Annotated in this window: 24 protein-coding genes and 1 pseudogene; 17 read left to right on the top strand and 8 right to left on the bottom strand. The window is 47.8% G+C overall.

Features of this window, described 5'->3' with window-relative positions:
* Positions 1-99 precede the first annotated feature (99 nt).
* The gene (locus tag ON05_RS23820) at positions 100-1,437 is read right to left on the bottom strand and encodes a recombinase family protein (RefSeq protein WP_010468077.1); all 1,338 of its coding nucleotides are present in this window, start codon (positions 1,435-1,437) and stop codon (positions 100-102) included.
* Between the two features lie 30 nt (positions 1,438-1,467).
* Positions 1,468-2,406 carry an alpha/beta hydrolase-fold protein gene (locus tag ON05_RS23815; RefSeq protein ID WP_010468080.1) on the bottom strand — a complete coding sequence of 313 codons (939 nt, stop codon included), beginning with the start codon at positions 2,404-2,406 and terminating at the stop codon, positions 1,468-1,470.
* Between the two features lie 151 nt (positions 2,407-2,557).
* Here ON05_RS23815 and ON05_RS23810 point away from each other — a divergent pair, with 151 nt between their 5' ends.
* The 11 genes from ON05_RS23810 to ON05_RS23760 all read left to right on the top strand — a co-directional run bounded on the left by ON05_RS23810 (position 2,558) and on the right by ON05_RS23760 (position 10,377).
* Positions 2,558-3,007, top strand: a complete 450-nt coding sequence (locus ON05_RS23810; protein ID WP_010468084.1) for a hypothetical protein — start codon at positions 2,558-2,560, stop codon at positions 3,005-3,007.
* Between the two features lie 59 nt (positions 3,008-3,066).
* Positions 3,067-3,837: a F0F1 ATP synthase subunit A gene (gene atpB, locus ON05_RS23805; RefSeq protein WP_010468086.1), complete on the top strand. Its 771-nt coding sequence runs from the start codon at positions 3,067-3,069 to the stop codon at positions 3,835-3,837.
* Between the two features lie 130 nt (positions 3,838-3,967).
* Positions 3,968-4,213 carry an ATP synthase F0 subunit C gene (gene atpE / locus ON05_RS23800; protein WP_010468088.1) on the top strand — a complete coding sequence of 82 codons (246 nt, stop codon included), beginning with the start codon at positions 3,968-3,970 and terminating at the stop codon, positions 4,211-4,213.
* 145 nt (positions 4,214-4,358) lie between these two features.
* Positions 4,359-4,787 carry a F0F1 ATP synthase subunit B' gene (locus ON05_RS23795; protein ID WP_010468091.1) on the top strand — a complete coding sequence of 143 codons (429 nt, stop codon included), beginning with the start codon at positions 4,359-4,361 and terminating at the stop codon, positions 4,785-4,787.
* 32 nt (positions 4,788-4,819) lie between these two features.
* A complete protein-coding gene (locus ON05_RS23790; protein ID WP_010468094.1) occupies positions 4,820-5,380 on the top strand; it encodes a F0F1 ATP synthase subunit B in 561 nt (186 codons plus the stop codon).
* Positions 5,377-5,934 carry an ATP synthase F1 subunit delta gene (gene atpH, locus ON05_RS23785; RefSeq protein WP_010468096.1) on the top strand — a complete coding sequence of 186 codons (558 nt, stop codon included), beginning with the start codon at positions 5,377-5,379 and terminating at the stop codon, positions 5,932-5,934. Before ON05_RS23790 ends, atpH begins: the two co-directional genes overlap by 4 nt.
* Before the next feature lie 73 nt (positions 5,935-6,007).
* Positions 6,008-7,525 carry a F0F1 ATP synthase subunit alpha gene (gene atpA, locus ON05_RS23780; protein WP_010468098.1) on the top strand — a complete coding sequence of 506 codons (1,518 nt, stop codon included), beginning with the start codon at positions 6,008-6,010 and terminating at the stop codon, positions 7,523-7,525.
* A gap of 9 nt (positions 7,526-7,534) precedes the next feature.
* On the top strand, positions 7,535-8,488 hold the full coding sequence (locus tag ON05_RS23775; RefSeq protein ID WP_010468100.1) for a F0F1 ATP synthase subunit gamma: 954 nt from the start codon (positions 7,535-7,537) through the stop codon (positions 8,486-8,488).
* 417 nt (positions 8,489-8,905) lie between these two features.
* On the top strand, positions 8,906-9,043 hold the full coding sequence (locus tag ON05_RS23770) for a transposase (protein WP_010468102.1): 138 nt from the start codon (positions 8,906-8,908) through the stop codon (positions 9,041-9,043).
* 278 nt (positions 9,044-9,321) lie between these two features.
* Positions 9,322-9,858, top strand: a complete 537-nt coding sequence (locus ON05_RS23765) for an IS630 family transposase (protein ID WP_010468107.1) — start codon at positions 9,322-9,324, stop codon at positions 9,856-9,858.
* 255 nt (positions 9,859-10,113) lie between these two features.
* Entirely contained in the window at positions 10,114-10,377 is a 264-nt protein-coding gene (locus ON05_RS23760) for a hypothetical protein (protein WP_010468109.1), read from the top strand.
* A gap of 149 nt (positions 10,378-10,526) precedes the next feature.
* On the opposite strand, the pseudogene ON05_RS23755 reads toward ON05_RS23760, so the two are convergent.
* Positions 10,527-11,521 (bottom strand): annotated as a pseudogene (locus ON05_RS23755) (IS1 family transposase).
* Positions 11,522-12,971: 1,450 nt separating this feature from the next.
* Here ON05_RS23755 and ON05_RS23750 point away from each other — a divergent pair.
* On the top strand, positions 12,972-13,475 hold the full coding sequence (locus ON05_RS23750; RefSeq protein ID WP_010481498.1) for a hypothetical protein: 504 nt from the start codon (positions 12,972-12,974) through the stop codon (positions 13,473-13,475).
* Between the two features lie 237 nt (positions 13,476-13,712).
* Here ON05_RS23750 and ON05_RS23745 read toward each other — a convergent pair whose 3' ends face one another.
* Positions 13,713-14,027 (bottom strand): SH3 domain-containing protein, encoded by a 315-nt coding sequence (locus ON05_RS23745; protein ID WP_010481497.1) that lies wholly within the window; start codon positions 14,025-14,027, stop codon positions 13,713-13,715.
* Between the two features lie 257 nt (positions 14,028-14,284).
* Here ON05_RS23745 and ON05_RS23740 point away from each other — a divergent pair, with 257 nt between their 5' ends.
* The 3 genes from ON05_RS23740 (at position 14,285) to ON05_RS23730 (ending at position 16,509) form a co-directional block, all read left to right on the top strand.
* Positions 14,285-15,349 carry a hypothetical protein gene (locus tag ON05_RS23740; RefSeq protein ID WP_010481494.1) on the top strand — a complete coding sequence of 355 codons (1,065 nt, stop codon included), beginning with the start codon at positions 14,285-14,287 and terminating at the stop codon, positions 15,347-15,349.
* A gap of 85 nt (positions 15,350-15,434) precedes the next feature.
* Positions 15,435-16,067: an HAD-IA family hydrolase gene (locus tag ON05_RS23735; RefSeq protein WP_010481493.1), complete on the top strand. Its 633-nt coding sequence runs from the start codon at positions 15,435-15,437 to the stop codon at positions 16,065-16,067.
* Between the two features lie 19 nt (positions 16,068-16,086).
* Entirely contained in the window at positions 16,087-16,509 is a 423-nt protein-coding gene (locus tag ON05_RS23730) for a rhodanese-like domain-containing protein (RefSeq protein WP_010481492.1), read from the top strand.
* Between the two features lie 78 nt (positions 16,510-16,587).
* Here the strand turns inward: ON05_RS23730 and ON05_RS23725 are convergent, their stop codons facing one another.
* The 3 genes from ON05_RS23725 to ON05_RS23715 form a co-directional block, all read right to left on the bottom strand.
* Positions 16,588-16,998: a hypothetical protein gene (locus ON05_RS23725; RefSeq protein ID WP_010481491.1), complete on the bottom strand. Its 411-nt coding sequence runs from the start codon at positions 16,996-16,998 to the stop codon at positions 16,588-16,590.
* A gap of 194 nt (positions 16,999-17,192) precedes the next feature.
* Positions 17,193-17,600 carry a DoxX family protein gene (locus ON05_RS23720; protein WP_010481490.1) on the bottom strand — a complete coding sequence of 136 codons (408 nt, stop codon included), beginning with the start codon at positions 17,598-17,600 and terminating at the stop codon, positions 17,193-17,195.
* 133 nt (positions 17,601-17,733) lie between these two features.
* Positions 17,734-19,008 carry an NAD(P)/FAD-dependent oxidoreductase gene (locus ON05_RS23715; RefSeq protein ID WP_010481489.1) on the bottom strand — a complete coding sequence of 425 codons (1,275 nt, stop codon included), beginning with the start codon at positions 19,006-19,008 and terminating at the stop codon, positions 17,734-17,736.
* Positions 19,009-19,264: 256 nt separating this feature from the next.
* Between ON05_RS23715 and ON05_RS23710 the strand changes: the two genes are divergently transcribed.
* Both ON05_RS23710 and ON05_RS23705 read left to right on the top strand, forming a co-directional pair.
* Positions 19,265-19,879, top strand: coding sequence for a sigma-70 family RNA polymerase sigma factor (locus ON05_RS23710; protein ID WP_010481486.1), 615 nt, complete (start codon positions 19,265-19,267; stop codon positions 19,877-19,879).
* 4 nt (positions 19,880-19,883) lie between these two features.
* Entirely contained in the window at positions 19,884-20,804 is a 921-nt protein-coding gene (locus ON05_RS23705; protein ID WP_010481482.1) for a hypothetical protein, read from the top strand.
* A 58-nt stretch (positions 20,805-20,862) separates the two neighbouring features.
* On the opposite strand, the gene ON05_RS23700 is transcribed toward ON05_RS23705, so the two are convergent.
* A complete protein-coding gene (locus ON05_RS23700; RefSeq protein ID WP_262562328.1) occupies positions 20,863-22,413 on the bottom strand; it encodes a WD40 repeat domain-containing protein in 1,551 nt (516 codons plus the stop codon).
* Positions 22,414-22,463 lie beyond the last annotated feature (50 nt).

The following is a 22,463-nucleotide window of genomic DNA, read 5'->3' as shown; positions in this document are numbered from 1 at the left end:
AATAATTCTTGCACTCATACCAAAAACGCGAATGTTTTTTCTTTGGTAGTTTGATGGCGTTTAAAAAAGACTATAAATTGATAAATTCTCGTTCATCTATCAGAACATAAAATTCAGTTTGACCGCACAGTCTTTGCCATCCCTAATTAGATCCACCTGGCGAATAAATTCTCGAAAATAAAAGCGTCGTTCAGATTCTGATAAATCCATCCAAAACTGATCAATGGACACCGTTTGAGCGATCTCCTTTAAGTTAACCGGAGGGAGTTGAGCCAACCGACTTTTTAACTCTGCAATTTCCGTTTGCAAATTATAGGCCCGCAAATCAGCCGTCGATTGGTCGAGTACATTGGTTTCCACCAGTTCAGGCAATTGAGACAAAATTTTTTGCTTGGCTGCAATTTCTGCATCTACCCCTTGCTTAAACTGACTCAGAATCGGTTGGTTCACCCCGGCTACGGCTTGAGGGAGTTGATCACAAATAGATTGAATCGTTTTCTGCAAAATCTTGTCGTAGGAAATCGCTTGGCATCTGGGTTTATCAGGGCATTTGGTGGGGCGAAGATAGAGATATTCCTTACCCTTCCCTCGGGGCATCACTCGCGAAATCGTCATGGGCGATTGGCAAGTAGCACAAAATACAATGCCAGACAGAGACCGAGGTGCACTCGCAGCCCTAGGCGTCATACTTCGATTTCGGCGCAAGAGCCGATCCACCTGGGCTCCTTCTTCTCGGGAAAGTAGTGGTGTATGGGTATCCATGACCACCTGCTGGTTTTGGTAGGTTAAATCGCCTCGATATACAGGGTTAGTTAGCCATCGTCGCCCCGTTGAAACCGATATTTTCTTGCCGTGCTTCTTGGCAATATGTCGCACTGATCCACGCAACGATCCGTACAGCAAAAAATGTTCAAAGAAGTCCTTAACGACTGGAGAAACAGTGCGATCGATCACGTATCGGTCCTTGCCCCGCTTATAGCCATAGGGGGCTTTCCCCGGCGGGGGACGTCGTTTGATCCGATTCTGGGCATGACCGTGGCGAATGCGCCGACTGCGCTGCTCCGCTTGAATGGCATCCAGTAAGACTAATAGCTGGGATGAATCTGTGCTTTCTGCACCATTCTGCTCAATTTTGGCCTGGCCTAGTTTGAAATTCGGAGATTGGTAATCCTGTTCAATTGCAATCAGGCAAATCCCCAGTCCTTCCAACTGCACTAGATTCTCCGTAACCTGGCTCAGAGATTCCCCCAAATCTTCCAGCCGCATCACCAACAAATAATCAGGTGTCTCGGCCTGAAAATCCGCCAACATCGCCGCCAGTTGAGATCGTCGCCAATCCAAATCCTGATAGACCCGATCGACTTCCCAGCCCCAAATGGTGGAATCCAATTGCGTTTCCCACGTTAAGTCCTGGTAGAGATAGGCAACAATGCGCATGGGTTCAACAGGAACTTAGAAACAGCCAGACTATCGGGGCTGGTCAATAAACTTAAAGACGGCCTCTAATTGGCTTCCCCAATAGGGATAATCATGGCCAGCACCAGCCACTGGATGATACTCCACAACTGCCGACGGCTGCTGTTTTAAGGCTTCAAAAAACAAGCGACTCTGCGACTCTGGCACAATGTCATCTGCCGTGCCGTGGGATAGATAAAGCGGCATGGTCCATTCTGATGCTCTAGCTTGAGGGTTATCTCGCCCCAGCCAACGGGATTGGAATTGCGCAAAAGGACCATACAAGGCGGTCATTAGCCGATCCTCAGGCGTATTCTCTTGGCTAAAGTCTCCTGACAAGCTAGCTCCCGCAACAAATAAGCTTGGATTTTCGAGGGCTACCAAAGCCACTCCTCTGCCTCCAGTAGACAGACCCAGCAGGGTGTTGTGCTGGCCCGGCAGGAGTAGCTGATGACGTTTCTGGACGGCGGGGATAAACGCTTCCTTGATGAATGCTCCCCCTGGGATGCTGTTCCACTTGAGGGTGGTTTCAGGATAGTAGGCGCTGGCATAGAGGGTTTTGTCCATCTCTGGCAGCAACAAGACATAGCCGTAGCGATCGGCAAAGCTGACTAAGTTGGTGTTTTCGACCCAGCTGGTTCGGGGAAAGTCCCAGCCCGGTAAAACCACTAAACAGGGACGCTGAGGATTGGGGTTTTCTTGTAATTGTGGCGGTAGATACAAATCGTAATAAACGTCTTTGACCTGCAAATTCCGATTCCAACCTGCGATCGCATTCATCACTACACCAACCCTAGAAGCCTTTGATTGAGAGGACTGCACCGACCTTAAGCCCTCTTCAGTAGAGACAGGGATGATCTGTTGTAGTGGCTTGTCAATCTGTTCAGAGGTCTGGATCGGCAATGGCGAGGGTTGTGGCTGGGAAGACGAAATACCAGGTTTTTCAGCCACCGAACATCCCCCTACGCATAGAAATAAAAATGACCAGAATATCTTTGGGTTAAATTTTAGATTCTCGAGGTTATTCATTAAGTAATGTTACCCAGTCGTGATATCATTGGCCTTGGCCTGCAGTAACGCATCCAAACCAAATTTCTAACCTGTGGAATTGACAGATCCTCCCCTTCAGACCGGCCCCATCTCCAGCGAGAGTGAGCTAGCTGAAGTAGAGACTTCTCAAGCAGGAGATTCGATGGATGACTTTTATCAACTCAAAAATGGCTTGATAATTTCATCTTCAGTTATAGCAGGGTTATTTTTTGGCCCTGTGTGGTGGATGTACTCTCTAAAGGTTGCCAGCAGCTATTTGCTTGGGGCATCCGTTGGAGTGTTATATCTCAGGATTTTGGCGAAGAATGTTGAGCAATTAGGAAGCGGGAATACCCAGGTCGGTAAAGGCCAGCTCGGTGTTTTCGTCTTACTGATTGTTGTGGCAACTCAGTGGAATCAGTTAGACGTCCTACCTGTTTTTTTAGGATTTCTCACCTACAAAGTTGGCATCCTCGTTTTCGCCTTGTGGTCTGCAGTTCTGTCCCCCTCAACTAACCCTTGAGACAGCGACAGAATGCCCCTATTTTTTTTGCCTGAAGTTCCAACGAGGTTGGGCGTATTATGCATCACAGCAGCCTTCTGCTAGATTCTTTTAATGGGTTCACCGCCTTGCCTTTAGCAAGTTTAGAGGTGGGTCAGCACTTATACTGGCAGATCGGTGGCTTAAAGGTTCATGGTCAGGTTCTGATTACATCCTGGATCGTCATCGGCATCTTAGTCATTGTGTCTGTGCTGTCAACCCGCAAGGTTGAGCGCATTCCTAGTGGTCTCCAAAATTTCATGGAGTACGCGCTAGAGTTTGTCCGTGATTTGACCAAAAATCAAATTGGCGAGAAAGAATACCGTCCATGGGTGCCATTCATCGGGACGCTCTTTCTGTTCATTTTTGTCTCCAATTGGTCCGGTGCTTTATTCCCCTGGAAGCTGATTAGCCTTCCTGAGGGAGAACTCGCAGCACCCACAAACGACATCAACACCACTGTCGCATTGGCATTGTGTACCTCGTTTGTTTACTTTTACGCAGGATTTCGGAAAAAAGGACTCGGTTACTTTCGCAAGTACATCGAACCCACTCCGGTACTGCTCCCAATTGCGATTCTTGAAGATTTCACCAAGCCGCTTTCCCTTAGTTTCCGTCTGTTTGGTAACATCCTTGCTGACGAACTAGTGGTTGCTGTTTTGGTGTTACTGGTTCCCTTAATTGTGCCTTTGCCTGTGATGTTGCTGGGACTCTTTACCAGCGGTATTCAAGCATTGGTATTTGCGACCTTGGCTGGTGCCTATATTCACGAGTCATTAGAAGGTCATGGGGAAGAAGAAGAGGCCCACTAACCTCAAAGTCAGGTTACTGAAACAGTAATCGATTGGCTCCAAAATTAGTGGCTGGTGCAGGCATCTTAAGTCTGACAACCTGTGTAAGGTCTACCTTGTTGTTCTATTTCAAAATAAGGAAAAAAGCATTATGGATCCGTTAGTTGCTGCTGCTTCTGTATTAGCTGCTGCCCTGGGAATTGGCATCTCTACAATTGGCCCTGCTCTTGCTCAAGGTAATGCTGCTGGAAAAGCGGTAGAAGGGATCGCCCGTCAGCCCGAAGCAGAAGGAAAAATCCGAGGCACTTTGTTGTTGTGTTTGGCGTTTATGGAATCCCTAACCATTTATGGTTTGGTGATCGCCCTTGTTCTACTGTTCGCCAACCCCTTCGCCTAAACAGGTTAGTGAGGGACGTTCCCGTAGCGTCCCTTCTCCGTTTCTAGTTGTATTGCATCCAGATGGCGCTTCTTTAAGTTCTCATCACCATCCACTACAACTCCGACTTTTTCTGATCTGACCCTTTTTTAGACTGAGCAAAACAATGTTTGATTTTAATGGCACGTTGCCATTGATGATGTTCCAGTTCTTTTTGTTGGTCGCTGTGCTGAACGCAGTGTTCTTCAAACCCCTCACTCAAGCGATTGATGAGCGAGATGGGTTTATTCGCACCAACAATACTGAAGCCCGTGAGCGTTTGGCTAAAGCCAAGAGCTTAACTGAGCAATATGAACAGGAGTTGGCAGGCACGCGAAAGCAATCACAACAAGTGTTGGCAGATGCTCAAGCCGAAGCCCAAAAAATTGCTCAAACACAAATCACTGAAGCCCAGAAACAAGTTCAAGCTGAAGTGATGAAAGCTCAAGCCGAACTCGAGTCACAGAAACAGTCCGCCTTTAGCGAATTAGAGAAGCAGGTTGATACCCTCAGCCAGCAAATTCTCAATAAGCTCTTAGGCTCCACCCTGGCATAAGCCATCACCGCACCGCAGTTAGGACTATAAACATGGGGATGTTTAATTGGCTGGCAAGCGCTGGCATGACTGGGTTTCCACAACTAGCTGAGGCTGGTGGTTACAGCCTTAACTTTGATATTTTGGAAGCCAATCTCGTCAACTTGGTAATCGTTATCGGATTACTCATTTATTTTGGTCGAGGCTTTTTAGGGGAGTCCCTAGTAAAGCGACGAGAAGCCATTGAAACCGCAATCTCCGAAGCTGAAGCCAATCAAAAGAAGGCTGCTGCAACTTTGGCAGAGGAGCAAGAGAAGCTTGCTCAAGCCCAAGCAGAAGCGAAAAAGATTTTGGCAAATGCTCAGACCAATGCGAGTAAAGCGAAGGAGCAAATCCTGGCTGAAGCAAAAACTGAGATTCAACGCATCAAAGATGCTGGATCTCAAGACACTTCTGCAAGTCAGGAACGTGCGATCGCAGAAATTCGACAGCGCGTTACCGCTATGGCCCTAGAGAAAGTGGAAGCTGATTTGAAAAATCAGTTAGGGAATAATGAATCCGCCCAGCGGAAATTAGTCGATCAAAGCATTGCCTTGCTAGGAGGCAACTCATGACACAAAGCACGGTTAGCTCCACAATTGTTGAACCCTATGCCGAGGCGTTAATGTCTGTGGCCCAAAGCAATAATCTCACCAACCAAATTGGTGAAGATGTCAGCTTTGTCCTCAGTCTGTTGCAAACCTCTGATGACCTGAAAGATTTCTTGGTCAATCCACTTACCCCCGCCGATGCCCAGAAGGCCGTTCTCCGGCAGTTGGCTGAATCGCGGGTCCAGAAGCAGTTCTTCAATTTTCTACTGCTCTTGATTGATCGACGACGCATCATCTTCTTGGAAGGTATTTGCAAGTACTATCAGGCATTACTACGCAAACTCAATAACACGGTTTTGGCAGAAGTGACCTCAACGGTAGAACTTACCGATGAGCAACGTCATGCCATCACTGACAAAGTGAAACATATGAGTCAAGCGGCCCAGGTTGATCTTGAAACAAACATCGATCCTGACCTCATTGGCGGAGTGATTATTAAAATTGGCTCTCAAGTTTTAGACGCCAGCATTCGTGGCCAGTTGCGCCGGATGAATTCTTCTATAACAAGCCTGTCTTAAGGTAATGGCAATTTTCTTAATTGCCGCTTAAGTTGTTTGACCTTTACCCACATCACAAATCAGAGCAAGTCCCATGGTAAGCATCAGACCCGACGAAATTAGCAATATTATTCGCCAACAGATTGAACAATACGACCAGCAAGTCAAAGTTGACAATGTTGGCACCGTCCTCCAGGTGGGTGACGGTATCGCCCGTGTTTATGGCCTAGAACAAGCCATGGCAGGGGAACTTCTAGACTTTGAAGACGGTACTGTCGGTATCGCCCTAAACCTGGAAGAAGACAACGTGGGTGCGGTGCTCATGGGAGACGGTCGTGACCTGCAAGAAGGCAGCACGGTGCGCTCCACGGGCAAAATCGCCCAGATTCCCGTGGGTGATGCTTTGATTGGTCGCGTTCTAGATGCTCTAGCTCGCCCCATCGATGGTAAAGGCGACATCAACACCTCTGAAACTCGCCTAATTGAGTCTCCTGCCCCTGGCATTATTGAGCGAAAGTCCGTGTATGAGCCCATGCAAACGGGGATTACCGCGATTGACTCCATGGTGCCCATTGGCCGAGGTCAGCGTGAGTTGATTATTGGTGACCGTCAAACGGGTAAGACCGCCGTTGCCATTGACACTATCCTCAACCAAAAGTCTGAAGATGTGATTTGTGTCTACGTCGCCATCGGTCAAAAAGCCTCTACCGTGGCTCAGGTGGTTGAAGTCTTAAGAGAGCGGGGTGCTCTTGACTACACCGTCGTGGTTGCTGCCAACGCCAACGACCCAGCCACCCTCCAATATTTGGCGCCTTATACCGGTGCAGCTATTGCTGAGTACTTTATGTACAACGGCAAGCACACCTTGGTGATCTACGATGACCTTTCCAAGCAAGCTCAGGCTTATCGTCAGATGTCTCTGCTTCTCCGTCGTCCACCCGGACGTGAGGCTTATCCTGGTGACGTGTTCTATCTCCACTCTCGCTTGTTGGAGCGCGCTGCCAAGCTCAGTCCTGAATTGGGTGAAGGCAGTATGACCGCTCTACCGATTGTGGAAACTCAAGCGGGTGACGTGTCGGCCTACATTCCTACTAACGTTATTTCCATTACCGACGGTCAGATCTTCTTGTCTTCTGACTTGTTCAACGCTGGTCTGCGGCCTGCGATTAACGCCGGTATTTCCGTGTCCCGAGTGGGATCTGCAGCCCAGATTAAAGCCATGAAACAGGTGGCCGGTAAGCTCAAGCTAGAGCTAGCTCAGTTTGCTGAACTAGAAGCGTTTGCTCAGTTTGCCTCTGACCTAGACCAAGCCACCCAGAATCAGTTGGCTCGGGGTGCTCGTCTACGGGAAATTCTGAAGCAGCCTCAATATTCTCCATTACCAGTAGAAGAGATGGTTGCAGTCATTTATGCCGGTACCAATGGCTATCTGGATGATGTCCCCACGGATAAAGTGACGGAGTTTGTTCAAGGCATGCGGGATGACCTGAAAGCCAACCATGGCAAGTATGGCGAGTTAGTCCGTAGCGAGAAGAAAATGGGTGACGAAGCCGAAGGAATTCTCAAAACAGCCATTGCTGACTTTAAGAAATCTTTTATGGCTGCGGTCTAGGAGGGAATTATGCCAAACCTCAAATCGATTCGCGATCGTATTTCAACGGTCAAGAATACTAAAAAAATTACTGAGGCGATGCGGCTAGTGGCCGCCGCCAAGGTCCGGCGTGCCCAAGAGCAGGTGACGGCAACTCGTCCTTTCGCGGATCGGCTTGCTCAAGTGCTCTATGGCTTGCAGGCTAGACTTAAGTTCGAAGAAGTAGAGTTACCCTTACTGCAAGAACGGGCTTTGCGTAAAGTCTGTCTCTTAGTGGTCACAGGCGATCGCGGTCTCTGTGGTGCTTATAACAGTAGTGTGATTAAGCGCGCAGAAGAACGATCCAATGAGCTAAAAGCCAAAGGGATTGACTATACGTTTGTCCTTGTGGGTCGGAAAGCGATTCAGTATTTCCAACGCCGCGATCAGCCTATCGAAGCTACTTACGGTGGTCTGGAGCAAATCCCAACTGCTCAAGAGGCTTCTGAGATTGCTGATGAGCTTTTGTCTCTCTATCTATCAGAAGAAGTAGATCACGTTGAGTTGATTTACACCCGGTTTATCTCCCTGGTGAATTCTCGACCTGTGGTCCAGACCCTACTACCTCTCGATCCAGATGCGTTGGTCGTTGCTGAAGAAGATGAAGTCTTCCGATTAACCACCCGGGGTGGACAGTTTCAGGTGGAACGTGAGCGCATGGAGCGGGGAACTCCCCAGGAAATGCCTTCTGACATGATCTTCGAGCAAAATCCCATTCAAATTCTGGATGCTTTGTTACCGCTGTATTTAAACAATCAGCTACTGCGGGCATTGCAAGAATCAGCCGCCAGTGAATTGGCTGCTCGAATGACTGCGATGAACAATGCCAGTGATAATGCGTCTGAATTGATTGGAACGCTGACCTTGTCCTATAACAAGGCTCGACAAGCAGCGATTACCCAAGAACTGCTTGAGGTGGTCGGTGGTGCTGAAGCCCTGAACTAAAGGGTTTTACCCCGTAGTCTGACTGCTCTCTTGATCTAAGTGTTTATATTCCCCGTCAGCCCTGGTTCAGTCTCTGAATCAGGGTTTCCCCTATGGACTGACAGCTGAGGCTCTTTGTGCCTGGGGAGTTGAGGTTAAATGGAGTGGAATCCTGGAGGAATTGGAACCCGGTGGGAACCATTGTATTTCTTGAGTTCTAGTGATGACTGCTGAGGAATTGTTGGAGCGATATGCTGCTGGAGAGCGGGATTTCTCCAACGTTAATTGGCCTGGAGCTAGTGCTCGACCACACTGAATTAGATAGGTAAGCTAGAAAGCATCGAACTGTTTTTAGCCTACCCATCATGCCTGACAAATACAGAAATTTTCACATGAGTAGCATACGCTAGAGGTGCTGCTATCGGGGTGATAATCCTCATGAAAGCCTACTCAATGGACCTGCGCCAGAAAGTCTTCGATGCCTGCCAAAAGGGCGAAGGCTCGATTCGTCAGTTGGCAGCGCGCTTCAACGTTAGTGCTAGTTTTGTCAATGACCTAATTCAACGGCATCGTTAGGCTGGAACCATTGCGCCTAAACCTCATGGTGGTGGTGCTGTCGCCAAACTGAACGCTCAGCAGTTAAACATCCTTTAACAATTGGTTGACCAGCAACAAGATGCAACGCTCGAAACGCTGGCTAATCAGCTCTACGAGCGTACGCAAGTGCAAGTGGGTATTAGCACCCTTCATCGAGCGTTAGTCAAGTTGAAGCTCATACGGAAAAAAAGTCGTTCAAGGCGACCGAAGCCTACACAGACCGCGTCCAAAAGCTGCGCTGTCACTACTGAGAGCTGATGAATGATGTTGCCCTCGAAGATTTAGTCTTCCTGGATGAGACTGGGGTGAACTTGGCGATGGTGCCTCTCTATGGAAGAGCACAGCAGGGCCATCGAGTCTATAACATGAAGCCGAATAAACGAGGCATCAATGTAACCCTGATTGGGGCAATGGCGCTGCGAGGTGTGATGGCGATCTTGAGTTTCGATGGGGGTACTACAGGCGATATTTATCGTTTCTATGTCCGAACAGTGTTGGTACCTCAATTATGGAAGGGGGCGGTGGTGGTGATGGATAATCTGCCTGCTCACAAGGTGGATGGTATCAGAACACTCATTGAAGATGCGGGGGCGAAGTTAGTGTACCTGTCCCCCTACTCACCTGATTTCAATCCCATTGAGCACTGTTGGTCGAAGCTCAAAACCTATCTGCGTAAGGTCAAAGCCAGAGTTAGAGAGGGGTTAGATGAGGCGCTCACTGCAGGATTAGAACTGATTGAGAGCGAGGATATTCGCAATTGGTTCGCACATTGTTACTGTCATGAACCATTGTGAAAATTGCTGTATCTGACTGGAGCAATAGTAACCCCATCCAACCCCCAAGCTCTAAACGTCTTCCTTCCGCAGTATCGTCGCAGCGGATAAATGTGCAGGAAGTTTTACACCCACGTTCTTCCAAGTCATGGGATTACGTTGATCTATGTTGGTTATTGGCTATTGCGAGTAATGAAGTTGAAGTGTTCAAAATCTTGAAAAACCACTGCTTGAGAAATTCAGACTATCACAGCAACTATATCGAGCGGTTCGCTATTGTTAGGTTTATATTCTTATGGGCATGGCTATTCAGCCCCTTTGCCCTATGACTGTGATGGTCAGCCTATTCAGCCTTTGAAATTAGATGATTTACCTGGGAGATTACAAGACGTCGTAACTTGGAATTGGTTTGATCAGCTCCAATTCTCTCAAAGTCCAACCATTCAACCGATTGAGAATATGCGATGTGACACTTGGGGAAGGAGTAAATGGTGGGTGGACACTCAAGGCAATGAACATGAGGAGCATCCTCATCGTTAATAGGAGAGTTTGGTATTGATCTTGATGCTTGGTTAGGGTTGGTGAAGATCAGGGGTGATTATGAATCAATTTTTTGCAAAACGGTGACTATATTGAAGTTTTGGGAAGCCCTAATTCTCCAAATTCAAAATGTTTATGGCACTGTTCAGTTAAGAAGTGAGGTATTCAAAAGCTCTGACTGCCAACACTTCGCCAATCTTAACGGGCCTTTGGATAAATCCCATCACCATTGCTGGGGTTCGCTGGTATCCATGGCTGTAGTGAGCACGACACCAATTGTGAATCAATCGCTGCACATTCAGCGCTCTTTGTAATCCCTCAACGGTTTTGGCATAGTGGTTCTGGCGTCTACGATAACCGCTAGCCCGTCGTCTCAAAGAACTGTGGAGGGCTTCAAGATGATTGGCATGGACATCGCTCTTGGGGCTAATGGCCGTATAAGGATGCTCTCGATTAACCCACATTACCCGAGGTTTTCCTTGAGACCCTTTGATCTTCATCGCCACCTCTAAACCCGCTCGCCATACTTTGCGAAAAGGATAGGCCTGGGTCGTGGTACTCCTGGGCAAGTAAGTACTCGCTAGCTTCCACAATACCTTGGAGTATCGACGTTCTCCATCTGTGAACCAACGAATCGATGAACTGGGTTTAGCCCAATCCCAAGCAGCTTTGACACTTTCTCAATAATGATTCATCCTTAAGACCCGCGCGAGCCTCGAACCAATAGCGACTCTCACGGTCGATGAAATGAATGGTCCAACCTTCACTGAGCCAGGGGGGGAAGATTTTCACCTACGCGGGGGTACACTTCATCGCCTTCAATTGTGACCTCTGCTGCTTGGGGAGAAGGAGGGGAGAAGTTTGATAATTGCGCTGATAAACGCTTCTCCCAAAGGATGATACTGTTGGGTGATTTTCCGAGCACTCTCCCCGCAGCTCTAATCCCTAGGCCTTCGGTGCGGGCATTGATGGCCATTGATATCATCTCTACTGGCGTTCTCAATCTCGCCATCGGCGTCCCACTACGCTCGTTGAAGCGACGACCACAGTCTTTGCACAGAAAGTACTGAACCACTTGAGCTGTTTTCAGCGTCTTAGTTCCGTTCTTAACGACATTTTCGCTTTGACAATGGATGCATTGCATTGCTCTAAAACTGATACTGCAGAATCATCCTAGCAGTCACTTCTTAAATGAACAGTGCCATTTGTCTCGGATGAAACGTCACCTAGAGAGCAAGCTGTAGAGAAAGTCGATACTTGAACAAGGTCTCAAATCAGTCAGTAGACCAGAAATGACAGATATACTTTTACAAAAATTAATATTAATTTTTGTTCAACTTATTCGCGAACCTCTAACCTCAGATTATATGGTTAAGTTGCTCTTACAAAAAGATAGACAAGTGCAAGCTTTGAAAACTCACTTGTTAAACTCCTATTTACCCTTATCGTTACGGGATTTTAATTATGGCTAATTCAAAAAATAACGCCGCTGTTGACAATGGCTATATGTCTGCTTTTACAACTATTCTAGTTACAGTTGGAAGCTTATTTGTAGTAGGACTAATATTCGCAATTCTTGTTAAAACATCCACAGTTTGTGATGCCGATAGTGTATTTAGTTTAAGAACTCTGTCTTGTCGTTGAGTAACAAAAAAAGTTGTTTAAATAACAACTTACGAATAATTTTTTAAAAACTACTAGAGGTGAAAGAGTGTAACTTTTTAGCTGCTCTTAGCCTCTAGTTTTTTCTAATTTATTAGCAACTCACCACTAGTAATTGACATACTTTTTGCTAGATATTTTTCAGCCTAAGAAAAAAATTATTGTGGTTTCAAGATACTATTTATATTGATTAAGTCTAAAAAAATAGGTATATCTCCTTAGTAGGTTTTAAGCCTCAAGCTATTATGTTGGCCCCAGTCGGTACTCGCCCTAAAAAGCGTATAGACTTAGCATTGTTATTCTAGGCCTAGTTGTCATCTTTAGGGGCATAAGTCACTAACAACTAGCTCAGAACAGTCTGGTAATGGTTTAATCATGACTGTATGACGAGCGATATACTCTTACCTCGGGAAATGGTTGTGCTAAGAAGCGGCCGACGATACGCAAGCACCTGCACAAAATATCTTTCTAAGGTATTTGTGCTGCTTTCTAATCTCTATATAAGCTCAGAAAGGCAAGGCTGAAAGGGTGCTAAGGCCTTTGATATCAAAGGATTGGATGGTGTTGGTTTGAGGGAGCGTTCATAAAAAGGAGAATACTGCTGATAATCTTTGAACTCATAACTGATCTACAATCTCGAGCTTTTTCGGAGTCACTCAAAGCGATAACGAACTCTCATAGAGGACGTGCTCTCTAGAGGTACTAGTCAAGCTATTCCGAGGCTGGATTTCAGGCGTTATTTATGCCTTTTAGGATATGGATAGCAATGAAGTTTTAAATAAAAGTTCTGAGGATTGTTTGATATGTGATTGATTAAGTTCAGCTTTGTATCAGTTATGTATTATGCCCTTGGAAGGATGTATTCAAAAAATAGTGTGTAAATACCAATAATTTCTTGTGTTTGTAGAAATGTGCTTAACCCCTTCGAGTAGATGCTAAATAAAAATGGATTGATTATCGCTCTTTTTATCCTATTGACGACAATCCTAATGATTGGCTATGGATTTGGCGTAAAAGCTCAATATTTACCTTTCACAGAAGAACTTGGGTTTAATGCTAGTCAACTTCAATTTATACGAGGGTGGTTACTCCTAGCTTGGGTCGCTGGAATTTTGTTGCCTATTCTGCTGCTTATTCAGTCTTGGAAGCAACCTGCTGCACGATTATTCTGGTGCGGTTACTTATTGACGTTGGTGATTCAAATATTCTCAGAAGGTTTCTTGAGTCGACGGTTAGTACCCAGTATTGTGGTCCCGATTGGCTTTGTCTACACAGCTTTTCGGTTGTGGCAGCTAGTGGATGGATTTGGACAGTTAACATTGTCTTCTTTGCCATTGGTGGCTTTTCGCGTTGTGATTCTGTTCTGGGCTGCAAACTTAGTCATGTTGTTATTGGTCTCTTGGCCAACGGTCTTTACCGGGTTCAAGTCAAGCTAAGCTGTTACATGACCTTGTGACCTTAAAGCTTTCAAGAAGATTTTCAGATATGGGGGTTGAAAGAGAATTGGGTGACATGATCATCACCCACTACGGCTGGAGAGCGCTTTAGGGTTTGCCAAAGAAAATGCGATGGTTAGAGACCATCGCATTGTTCAATCTTCAGTATGGGTAGCTGATGCAAGTGAAGCAGCGTTTCAATGTATCCATATGGATAGCTGGATGTCTCTAGATTGCCTAGAAGTCATCGAATCCAATCGGATCCTGAACATTCACTAAATCGCCTCGGACCCAACCGCGAGCACCGGATGAAAACTCAACGTAATACCAGTGGTAGCCATCGTCACTATAGGTTGCATCAATGACTTGAACGCGATCGCCCACGATACCGTAGTGAGGAGAAGAGGCGGAAGTGCTAGGGGAGGACCGAACATTGATTCGACCACCAGATTGTCCCACTAAATAGGCAGGAGCTGCCAAGACGGGGGCGGCTGCCATAAGAGACATAAAGGAAATCGAGAGTACTGAAAGGGCTCGATGTGTTAGCTTCATGCTTTTCTCCTGGTTCGGTGTGGTTGCTTGCTATGGCTATAGTCCTCAATTTCTCCCTTTGGCACAGTGATCAACCCCTCAGTGCTTTTGTGATGTTCAGCACGGTATAGAGTGATTGAGGGAACGGCTGTTGAGTAAAAAGCTTGATTGCGGATGAGTTAATCCGTGGTGCTCTTAGCTCAAAATCACTTTTTAGTCATATTGGTCAAAAAACTTGTCTATCTTGAGTTAAGAGACTCCTCACTCACCCCTATCCAATGCAAAAATCTTGGCACCCCATTTTCACCGTTTCACTATGGATTGTTGCAGGGGGTGGGTGGCTGAGTGGTTGCTCTTTACTGGCGCCAAAGGTCTATGAGCCAACTTCGCCTAAGGTTGAACAGTTGGCGATCGATACCATGATGACCCAAAAGGCTCAGCAGCTGTTTTATCAGCAAGAGCCGAGAATTGAGCCGAAGAAAACATTCCATAAACTGTGCCGGAAGGCTAGTCACAATACGGAAAAGACTATTCTGCTGGGATGTTTTATTAGTAATGGCTATGAAGGTTCTATCATCATCCAGTCGGTGACTGATCCTCGGCTGGATGGAATGATGGAAATGGTGGCAGCTCATGAGATGCTCCATGCGGCCTATCAGCAGCTGAGTAACCAGAAGCGATCTCAACTGGCATCCAAGTTAAAACGTGCTGCTAAACGGGTGAAAGATGAGCATTTATTGGCGGTGCTCAATGAGTATGAGTCGGGTGATCAAGACCTGTATGTCAATGAGCTGCATTCCCACTTAGGAACGAGCTTAGGGGATTTGGGAGACCCAGAATTAGAAGAGTATTATCGGCAGTACTTTCGTGATCGCAAACAGGTCGTGGCTTTTTCAGACCGTTCTCGCAGGGTCTTAGCCAAAATTGAGTCCCAAGTTGATCAGTTAGAGCCTGAGTTGAATAGTCTTGAGATCAACCTGAAAGCCGAGAAGGACTATATTCAGCGAGCAGAAGATGATTTAAAGACGTATTATCGGGATTTAGAGCGGATGAAAACCAATCTGACCCGTTTAAAGCAACAGGCGGAAGCCTCTCTAAGTCGGGGGGATGATAGCTTGGTCAATGACTTTGAGCAGGCCCGATCTCGGTTTAACAGTGAAGTTGGGGAGTTTAACGGGCAAGTCCAGCAATTGCAGGATCGGATTCAGCAATTCAATCAGCAATATGATGCCTACTCTCAAAAAGTGAATTTCTATAATGAACTAGCCGCCACCAATCGGTCCATTCTCAGCTCTATTAAACTGGCTCCATCGGAGGTAAACGTAAAGCCAGTTGCTCCCTAATCCTCTGGCACTAGGGACAATCTGATTGTGGTCTAACTGGCTATAAGGGAAAAGATAGGTTCATTCGAGAGGATCACGCTGATCAATGGCTGTCATTGCATTTGACTTGGATGGAACCCTCAGTGACCCAGCCCAAGGTATCACAGCTTCTATCAACTATGCCCTGGAAAAACTGGATGCTGCCAGCATCGCCCCCAAGGACTTGACCCAGTATATTGGTCCACCTTTGGTGGGGACGTTCTCTCAGTTGCTGAATACGACAGAAGAGGCGGTTATCCATCAAGCCATTACGTTGTATCGAGAGCGATATATGGCCATTGGTTATACCGAAAATATCTTATACCCTGGTATTCCAGAGCTGTTAAAAGCACTGATATCTCAAGGGTATCGTCTGTATATTGTGACGGCTAAGCGGACAGATATTGCCCAATCGGTCATCGATTATTTTGAATTAAGCTCCTACTTTATCGATGTTTTGGGTTGTGGATTAAGTCGCCACAAAGCCGAACTATTGCATGATATTCAAAGGCATGAAAAGGCAGCCCTATGGATGATTGGCGACCGTGCCAGTGATATGGCAGCAGGGCAAGGGCTCTCTACCTGCGTGGGGGTTCTGTGGGGTTATGGCAGTGAAGAGGAGCTAACAGAGGCAGGGGCAGAAGTCTTAATCCATCAGCCCAAAGAGCTGTTGGCCTATCTTCAGCAGGAAAATCGATGACCAGGCGGGAAAATGAGTGATGCAGCGTAGAGCTTTGATCTGGATGCCAGTCCCCGCCCTGGTCATGATGCTGGGGCAAACATCCTGTGTCCCGAGTTGGGAGGCCCATGAACTGATCACCCCCACCCAGCTCCTAGCGCAAATCAATGCGGGCAATCCGCCCGTTATTTTGGATGTGCGCACGGTCGAAGAATATGAAGCAGGGCATATCCCAGGGGCAATTCAGATTTATTTCCGAGATGTGCCCAAACGGATCCAAGATCTGCAATCTTTTGCTAGTCAGGATGTTGTTGTCTACTGCGAGCGAGGATTCCGTGCCCAAATCGCGGAAACTGCCTTACAGGAAGCTGGCTTTGATCGACTTTACCATTTGGATGGGGATATCAAAGCATGGCGACAGGCGAAGTTCCCCGTAGAGAAAGGGCCAGGGACTCAGCTTTAGTGGGGGACTGATCTGGGATATGGTGATTGGGGTCCCAACCGTCGATTCATTATCTGAAAAGCTACAGGGTGGCAACCTTTAGGGATAGTTGACTAGGATTTTTGATAGCTCTCGATTCGCTTGTTTTAACTTGAGTCCAGCGGATGCAATACTGGCTTTGGATCGATCTAAAGCGATGTAGAGAAAGTAGCCTTCCACTTTCAACAGTTTCATAATATGCCACTGGCGAGTCAGACTAATCAAAATATCATCAATTTTGTCATCAAACTCTAGCGCCGCTGCAGCCCGCTGTTTTGCCCTAATCACCTCTGAATTATGGGTGACCGCGATTTCAATCTTAGACGTTGGGAAATCAGGCTTATTGAGACCTTCTTTAAATAAGCATTGACCTGTTTTCCAATTGCCAATGCCAGCAGCTAGCGCACCGTTGACGGTTAAAACTTGTTGCAAGCAATCACTAATTTGTTGGGATTCGTCAACCGTGACCATACGATTCTATTTCTGTTTAAGTAAAGGATTATCTGGGCCTATCATTAGGCTAGTGTACCCAAAATTGAGTGCCATTCTATTGTTTGCTCGAGAGTTGTGATTATGGATACCGTTATGAGTAGCAGATAATATTGCTTTAGTGTCGATGATGCCGAAGACTTAAAAGTAACTGACTGCAGTAGAGAAGAAGGACCCTAGCGCTTTTTCAAAGCTAATGCTCCTGGGCCAAAAGCAGCGGATACGGTACAGGCTGCCAAAATCATTAAATCTCGTTCTAGACCGGCGATAAATGCCCCTTCGCTAATGGCTTTGGGGAATTGAACCGTTGCGATCGCACCGGCCATAATCGCTACCAATACCCAGTTGGCCCAGAAGTTTTGAAAGCCGATCAGGATGAGGATGCTGGCAATCACTTCAACAATGCCTGTAATCGGCCCCAAAAATCCGGGTAAGCCAAAGCCGATAAATTTCTCGCTGGCCATTGCCCAATTAATGGCTTTGGGAAAACCGTGATAGAGAAAAATTGCCACGACCACGAGGCGCAAGAGTAATAAAGAAAACGCCTGCATGGAGAGATTGGAATTTGTAGACGTTGTAGTCATGATGGTCCTCGAAATAGTAAAAAAACTAGGATGATGTTTAGTCTGTAGGGCTAAAAACAGTAGAAAACGCTGGTCTGGGAATCGACAGGACGGCCCGGTTTAGAGCACAATGTCGATCCTTTATGGGAAGCGATTACACCTTGAATCGAGCAGGAGATTTTGACGGAGAACGCTTCAACAATTGCCGGGCTAATTTATCTCGGGAGCCAAAGGATTGCAGCCAGGTGACCAAAATCATCAAACGATTGCGATAGCCAGGGGAATAGACCCAATGGACTGCCAGCCAGAGAAACCACCCGAGAAAACCCCGAAGGGGAAAGGGGCCAATCTTGCCTACCCCAGAAAAGCAGCCAATAATTGCCAGCCGACCTTTATTGAAATATCGAAAGGGCTGGGGAGTGAGTCCCTTAAGCTGACGACGCAAATTGCGAGCCGTACAAACTCCTTGCTGTAAGGCTTCAGGAGCAACACCAGCTAAGGCTTGATCGGGAACTTGAGCGGCATCCCCCAGGGCATAGACCTCTGGGTACTGCTGCAGCTGTAAGCTGGAGAGAACGGGGATTTTATCTCGATGACCTTGAGGTAATGCTGCTTCCGTGGGCGGGTGGGCAGCTTTGACCCCAGCGGTCCAAATGGTCGTCGCACAGGGAATCCGGGTACCGCTATCCAGTTCTAGATGAGAGGCATGAACTGATGCGACTTTGGTCTCTACCTGAATGTTTACACCTAAAATAGCCAGCTTTTTATAGGTATAAGTTCGCAAGGAATGGGGAAATTCAGGTAGGAGTTCTGATCCTGACTGCACCAAAATTAGCTGCACTGGATCATCCTGGAGCCAGGGATAGTCCTTGGGCCAGGATTGGTGACACAACTCCACCAAAGCCCCTGCCATTTCTACCCCCGTCGCCCCACCGCCGACGATGGCGATAGTTAAGAGTTGCCTGCGCTCATCTGGATTTTTGGTTTGGGCGGCTTGTTCGATGCACTGTAAAAGATGATGCTTGAGTGCGATCGCATCCTCCAAAGTCCTGAGGGGCAGCGCATGTTCCTTTGCTCCGGGCACGCCCTGCAGATGAGTCTGACTCCCCGTGGCTAGCACCAGATAGTCGTACTGCAACATAACCTGTTCGGTTTGCACTCGCTGCGCCGTCAAGTCAACGGCTTCGACATTGCCCTGGACAAACTGAACATTTTTATATCGACGCAGCAGCTTATGAATCGGCAATGCAATCCACTCTGGCTCCAAGGTGGCCGTTGCCACTTGATAGAGCAACGGCACAAAGGTGTGGTAATTATTGCGATCGATTAATGTGACCCGAGCTGCTGCTCCCCCCAGGGAAGTAGCCGTTTGTAGGCCACCAAAACCAGCGCCAATAATCACAATAAGGGGAGGAGTGGAAGAAGCCATCGGTCACTTTAAGGGGAATCGCTCACTGTAAGGTTATGGCTTGCAGACATCTGGATCGTTTTGATTGAGCTGCCATGATACTCTGGCTCCTAGAAATAAAGTGATGTTCGGGGACAATTTTGTCCCTTTTTTTTGTGCTTATTTTCAATACGAACGAGGGAAGCCATTGGATGTGGTTCAAAAAGATGGGGCGATACCCACATCCGATCGCAGACCTGACTCGTATATAGAATGAGTGCAATGATGCTGTGGGCAGATGCTTTTGAAAGTTCCCCAACCCAATCCATCTTCAGAAGAGAACCGCCCCGTTCCCTCTTCTCAATATGCAGATATTGCTGACCTGGTTGCAGCGATTAAGCGACAGGAGTTAGACGCCCTTGGATATTTGTTCGACCAGTATTCCAGTTTGGTTTATACCCTGGCTTATAAAATTTTGGGCAATTCCTCAGAAGCGGAAGACTTGATGCAAGAGATCTTTCTGGGGCTGTGGGAACGCTGCACTTACAACCCCAGCCGGGGCAGCTTATCAAGCTTTTTGGCGACGGTGACTCGGTCCAGGGCCATCGATCGACTGCGAATGAAGGGAAATCGTCGGCGCATTTTGTCCCAGTGGCAAGACAGCCTGTCACCTAATCCTTCTCCGACGCCCTTGGACCATGCCAGTCAGTCCGAGAAACGCCAAGCCCTTCAGCAGGCTTTAACGGAACTGCCGGAAGAGTATCGTCAAGTTTTAGAACTCAGTTATTTCGGGGGATATAGTCAGTCCCAAATTGCCGAGCAATTGGACAAGCCTTTAGGCACGGTCAAAACCTGGGCAAGGAAAGGATTGATCCAACTTCGCCAGTCGCTACGAACGCAAATGGAGCTTTAGTCTTATGGTCGATCCAACCCCCCATCACCGATTTGAAGAACTCACCGCAGGCTATGTGCTGGGTAACCTCGACTCTGAAGAGATGGCTGAGTTTCAGCAGTTAGCGGTAGAACACCCCTCTCTATGGGAGGAGGTCGCTGGGCTGCAAGAGACCCTGGATTTATTGCCCTTTGCCCTGGCTGAATCCCAACCTCAACCCTCCGCTCGGGAGCGGATGATGCAGACGGCTCAGACTCAATCCGCTGAGCCCCTCAAATCGAGTCCCCATCCACAACGCCCTTGGGCCAAAATCTTTGGCGGTATTGCAGCTGTCACAACAATGGCTTTAGGGTTGCAAACCGTCCACTTTCAGCAACAATTGGCTCAAGTTCGCCAGGAGTTGGCTGAACAAAAAAGTCTGATGGCTACACTGCCCTCGACGATGCCTCAGACCGCACCTAGAAATGTGGTGATTACCACGACGGATACGTTTGTTAACCGCAACTGGCAAGGGGTAGAACAGATTCTAGTGGATCATCACAAGTCGCTCAAGAAGGGGCCAAAGGCGGTGGACATCCCCAGTAATCAGCCGATGGAGCTAGCTGCCTTACTCAGGGCGCAGGCCCCAATGCCCTCAGCGATGCCGATTCTTTCCCAGATGAGTTCTAAGTTGTTGGGGGGCAGTGTTTGCACGTTTGGTAAGGCTAAGGGCGTCCGGATCATGTACGATACGGAGCACCATGGCAAGGTCTCGTTTTACCAGATTGCTCGTTCTCAACGGCCAGAGCTGCCTCAGTTCACACCAGAGAAGCTCTATCTCGCGATCCAAGATGGACCGGGTGGGGTGTTCTGGAGTGATGGTGAGTTTCACTATGCGATCGTGTCTGATTTGTCGGCAGATGAGTTAAAGGAACTCACTTCTGCCGTTGAGATTGTAGAGAGCTAGGGGCAAGTAGAATGACTTGCTAGCTGAAGTATATCCATTGGCAAAGGTGCGGAGACTCCTAATCGTTACAGTAGGCACCCATTGCTTTCAAGGCCATCTCTTGGGCTGCTGTTAAACCCAGGGCACCACTAAAGTCCATGCCACCACATAAACCTGTTTGAACAACTCCTAAACATTTACCCGTATCGACCTCCCAGAGTCGGAGGGTTTTGTCATCACTGCCACTGACAATCCGCTGGCCATCGGGGCTAAAGGCCACCGACAAGACAGAATTCGTATGGCCTGTCCAGGGTTGGCCAATGGGGTTGCCCTGTGCATCCCAGAGTCGGAGGGTTGTGTCATCACTGCCACTGACAATCCGCTGGCCATCGGGGCTAAAGGCCACCGACCTGACAGAAGCCCTATGGCCTGTCCAGGGTTGGCCGATGGGGTTGCCCTGTGCATCCCAGAGTCGGAGGGTTTTGTCATCACTGCCACTGACAATCCGCTGGCCATCGGGGCTAAAGGCCACCGACCTGACAGAAGCCCTATGGCCTGTCCAGGGTTGGCCGATGGGGTTGCCCTGTGCATCCCAGAGTCGGAGGGTTTTGTCATCACTGCCACTGACAATCCGCTGGCCATCGGGGCTAAAGGCCACCGACCTGACAGAAGCCCTATGGCCTGTCCAGGGTTGGCCGATGGGGTTGCCCTGTGCATCCCAGAGTCGGAGGGTTTTGTCATCACTGCCACTGACAATCCGCTGGCCATCGGGGCTAAAGGCCACCGACCGAATAGCACCAGAATGTTCTTGTCGGATCCATAACACGCGCCCGGTACTGGCGTCCCACATCTGCAGTCTGCCGTTACTCTCCCCAATAGCCCACCACTGGCCATCGGGACTAACAGCAATGGTATAAATGACCGCTAGAACTTTATTGAAACGGGCTTCTGCCAAGCTAGCTCTGGCCAAATTCACTTGTAGTAAGCTGACATTGGCAAAATTAACCCCTTGTAAATGGGTGTTACTCAAATCATGGGTTTCCAAAGCCCAAGGATTCCTATCAACCAAAAGCTGCGTTAGGTTACCACCCCAATACCCTGCCTGTTCCTGAGTTTGTCCCCGAGTGGCTTGAATTTGGGGAAGTAACCGTTCCACCATTAGGTCTGAGTCGATCATGGGAACGGCCAAATCCAAAATTGCCTTAGCTAGTGGGGCAAGCACCAGTAGCGGCTGAAGACTCTCACGATCTTCTGATCTAAACCGAAGTAGAGGAGCAATCTCTTGGATGGCACCCTGCTCATCCACTTGCCGCTGGTAATAATCCCACCAGTCATATTCCTGGGCAGGCAATGCTTGATCAATATGGGGTTGTTCCCGCGCCACATCCAGAAAATCAGGAGCCAAAACCCCCAGCAAAGCCACCAGCTTGTAGGCGACAAAAAACTCTAGCAGCGATCGATGGGCAGGGCTGTAGTTCCCCTCCGCATCCCGAATCAGCATCGACTGTCCCATCATGTCGTAGTGCCAATGGTCCAGATCCGTTTGCTCTTGCACCACTGGGCCAAATAGCTTCCGAATCCGTTCTGGAAAAAGCTTATAGTTCAGCCGCATCTGATCCGACAGAATCATCTCCCAAGACAGCTCACACAGAAAATAAAGCTTATCCGCCAACGAGGTAA

This window comes from Acaryochloris sp. CCMEE 5410 (assembly GCF_000238775.2).
In the GTDB taxonomy this organism is placed as follows: domain Bacteria; phylum Cyanobacteriota; class Cyanobacteriia; order Thermosynechococcales; family Thermosynechococcaceae; genus Acaryochloris.
This window is presented reverse-complemented; position numbering and strand designations above follow the sequence as displayed.

Excerpts from the sequence above, each read along its gene's own strand:
- ON05_RS23740 (WP_010481494.1), top strand. The coding sequence starts at position 14,285 with ATGCAAAAATCTTGGCACCCCATTTTCACCGTTTCACTATGGATTGTT.
- ON05_RS23765 (WP_010468107.1), top strand. The coding sequence starts at position 9,322 with ATGAATGATGTTGCCCTCGAAGATTTAGTCTTCCTGGATGAGACTGGG.
- atpE (WP_010468088.1), top strand. The coding sequence starts at position 3,968 with ATGGATCCGTTAGTTGCTGCTGCTTCTGTATTAGCTGCTGCCCTGGGA.
- ON05_RS23710 (WP_010481486.1), top strand. The coding sequence starts at position 19,265 with ATGCTTTTGAAAGTTCCCCAACCCAATCCATCTTCAGAAGAGAACCGC.
- ON05_RS23720 (WP_010481490.1), bottom strand. The coding sequence starts at position 17,600 with ATGACTACAACGTCTACAAATTCCAATCTCTCCATGCAGGCGTTTTCT.
- atpA (WP_010468098.1), top strand. The coding sequence starts at position 6,008 with ATGGTAAGCATCAGACCCGACGAAATTAGCAATATTATTCGCCAACAG.
- ON05_RS23820 (WP_010468077.1), bottom strand. The coding sequence starts at position 1,437 with ATGCGCATTGTTGCCTATCTCTACCAGGACTTAACGTGGGAAACGCAA.
- ON05_RS23790 (WP_010468094.1), top strand. The coding sequence starts at position 4,820 with ATGGGGATGTTTAATTGGCTGGCAAGCGCTGGCATGACTGGGTTTCCA.
- ON05_RS23725 (WP_010481491.1), bottom strand. The coding sequence starts at position 16,998 with ATGGTCACGGTTGACGAATCCCAACAAATTAGTGATTGCTTGCAACAA.
- ON05_RS23700 (WP_262562328.1), bottom strand. The coding sequence starts at position 22,413 with ATGATTCTGTCGGATCAGATGCGGCTGAACTATAAGCTTTTTCCAGAA.
- ON05_RS23750 (WP_010481498.1), top strand. The coding sequence starts at position 12,972 with ATGCTAAATAAAAATGGATTGATTATCGCTCTTTTTATCCTATTGACG.
- atpH (WP_010468096.1), top strand. The coding sequence starts at position 5,377 with ATGACACAAAGCACGGTTAGCTCCACAATTGTTGAACCCTATGCCGAG.
- atpB (WP_010468086.1), top strand. The coding sequence starts at position 3,067 with ATGCATCACAGCAGCCTTCTGCTAGATTCTTTTAATGGGTTCACCGCC.
- ON05_RS23705 (WP_010481482.1), top strand. The coding sequence starts at position 19,884 with ATGGTCGATCCAACCCCCCATCACCGATTTGAAGAACTCACCGCAGGC.
- ON05_RS23770 (WP_010468102.1), top strand. The coding sequence starts at position 8,906 with ATGAAAGCCTACTCAATGGACCTGCGCCAGAAAGTCTTCGATGCCTGC.
- ON05_RS23735 (WP_010481493.1), top strand. The coding sequence starts at position 15,435 with ATGGCTGTCATTGCATTTGACTTGGATGGAACCCTCAGTGACCCAGCC.
- ON05_RS23745 (WP_010481497.1), bottom strand. The coding sequence starts at position 14,027 with ATGAAGCTAACACATCGAGCCCTTTCAGTACTCTCGATTTCCTTTATG.
- ON05_RS23795 (WP_010468091.1), top strand. The coding sequence starts at position 4,359 with ATGTTTGATTTTAATGGCACGTTGCCATTGATGATGTTCCAGTTCTTT.
- ON05_RS23730 (WP_010481492.1), top strand. The coding sequence starts at position 16,087 with ATGCAGCGTAGAGCTTTGATCTGGATGCCAGTCCCCGCCCTGGTCATG.
- ON05_RS23775 (WP_010468100.1), top strand. The coding sequence starts at position 7,535 with ATGCCAAACCTCAAATCGATTCGCGATCGTATTTCAACGGTCAAGAAT.
- ON05_RS23715 (WP_010481489.1), bottom strand. The coding sequence starts at position 19,008 with ATGGCTTCTTCCACTCCTCCCCTTATTGTGATTATTGGCGCTGGTTTT.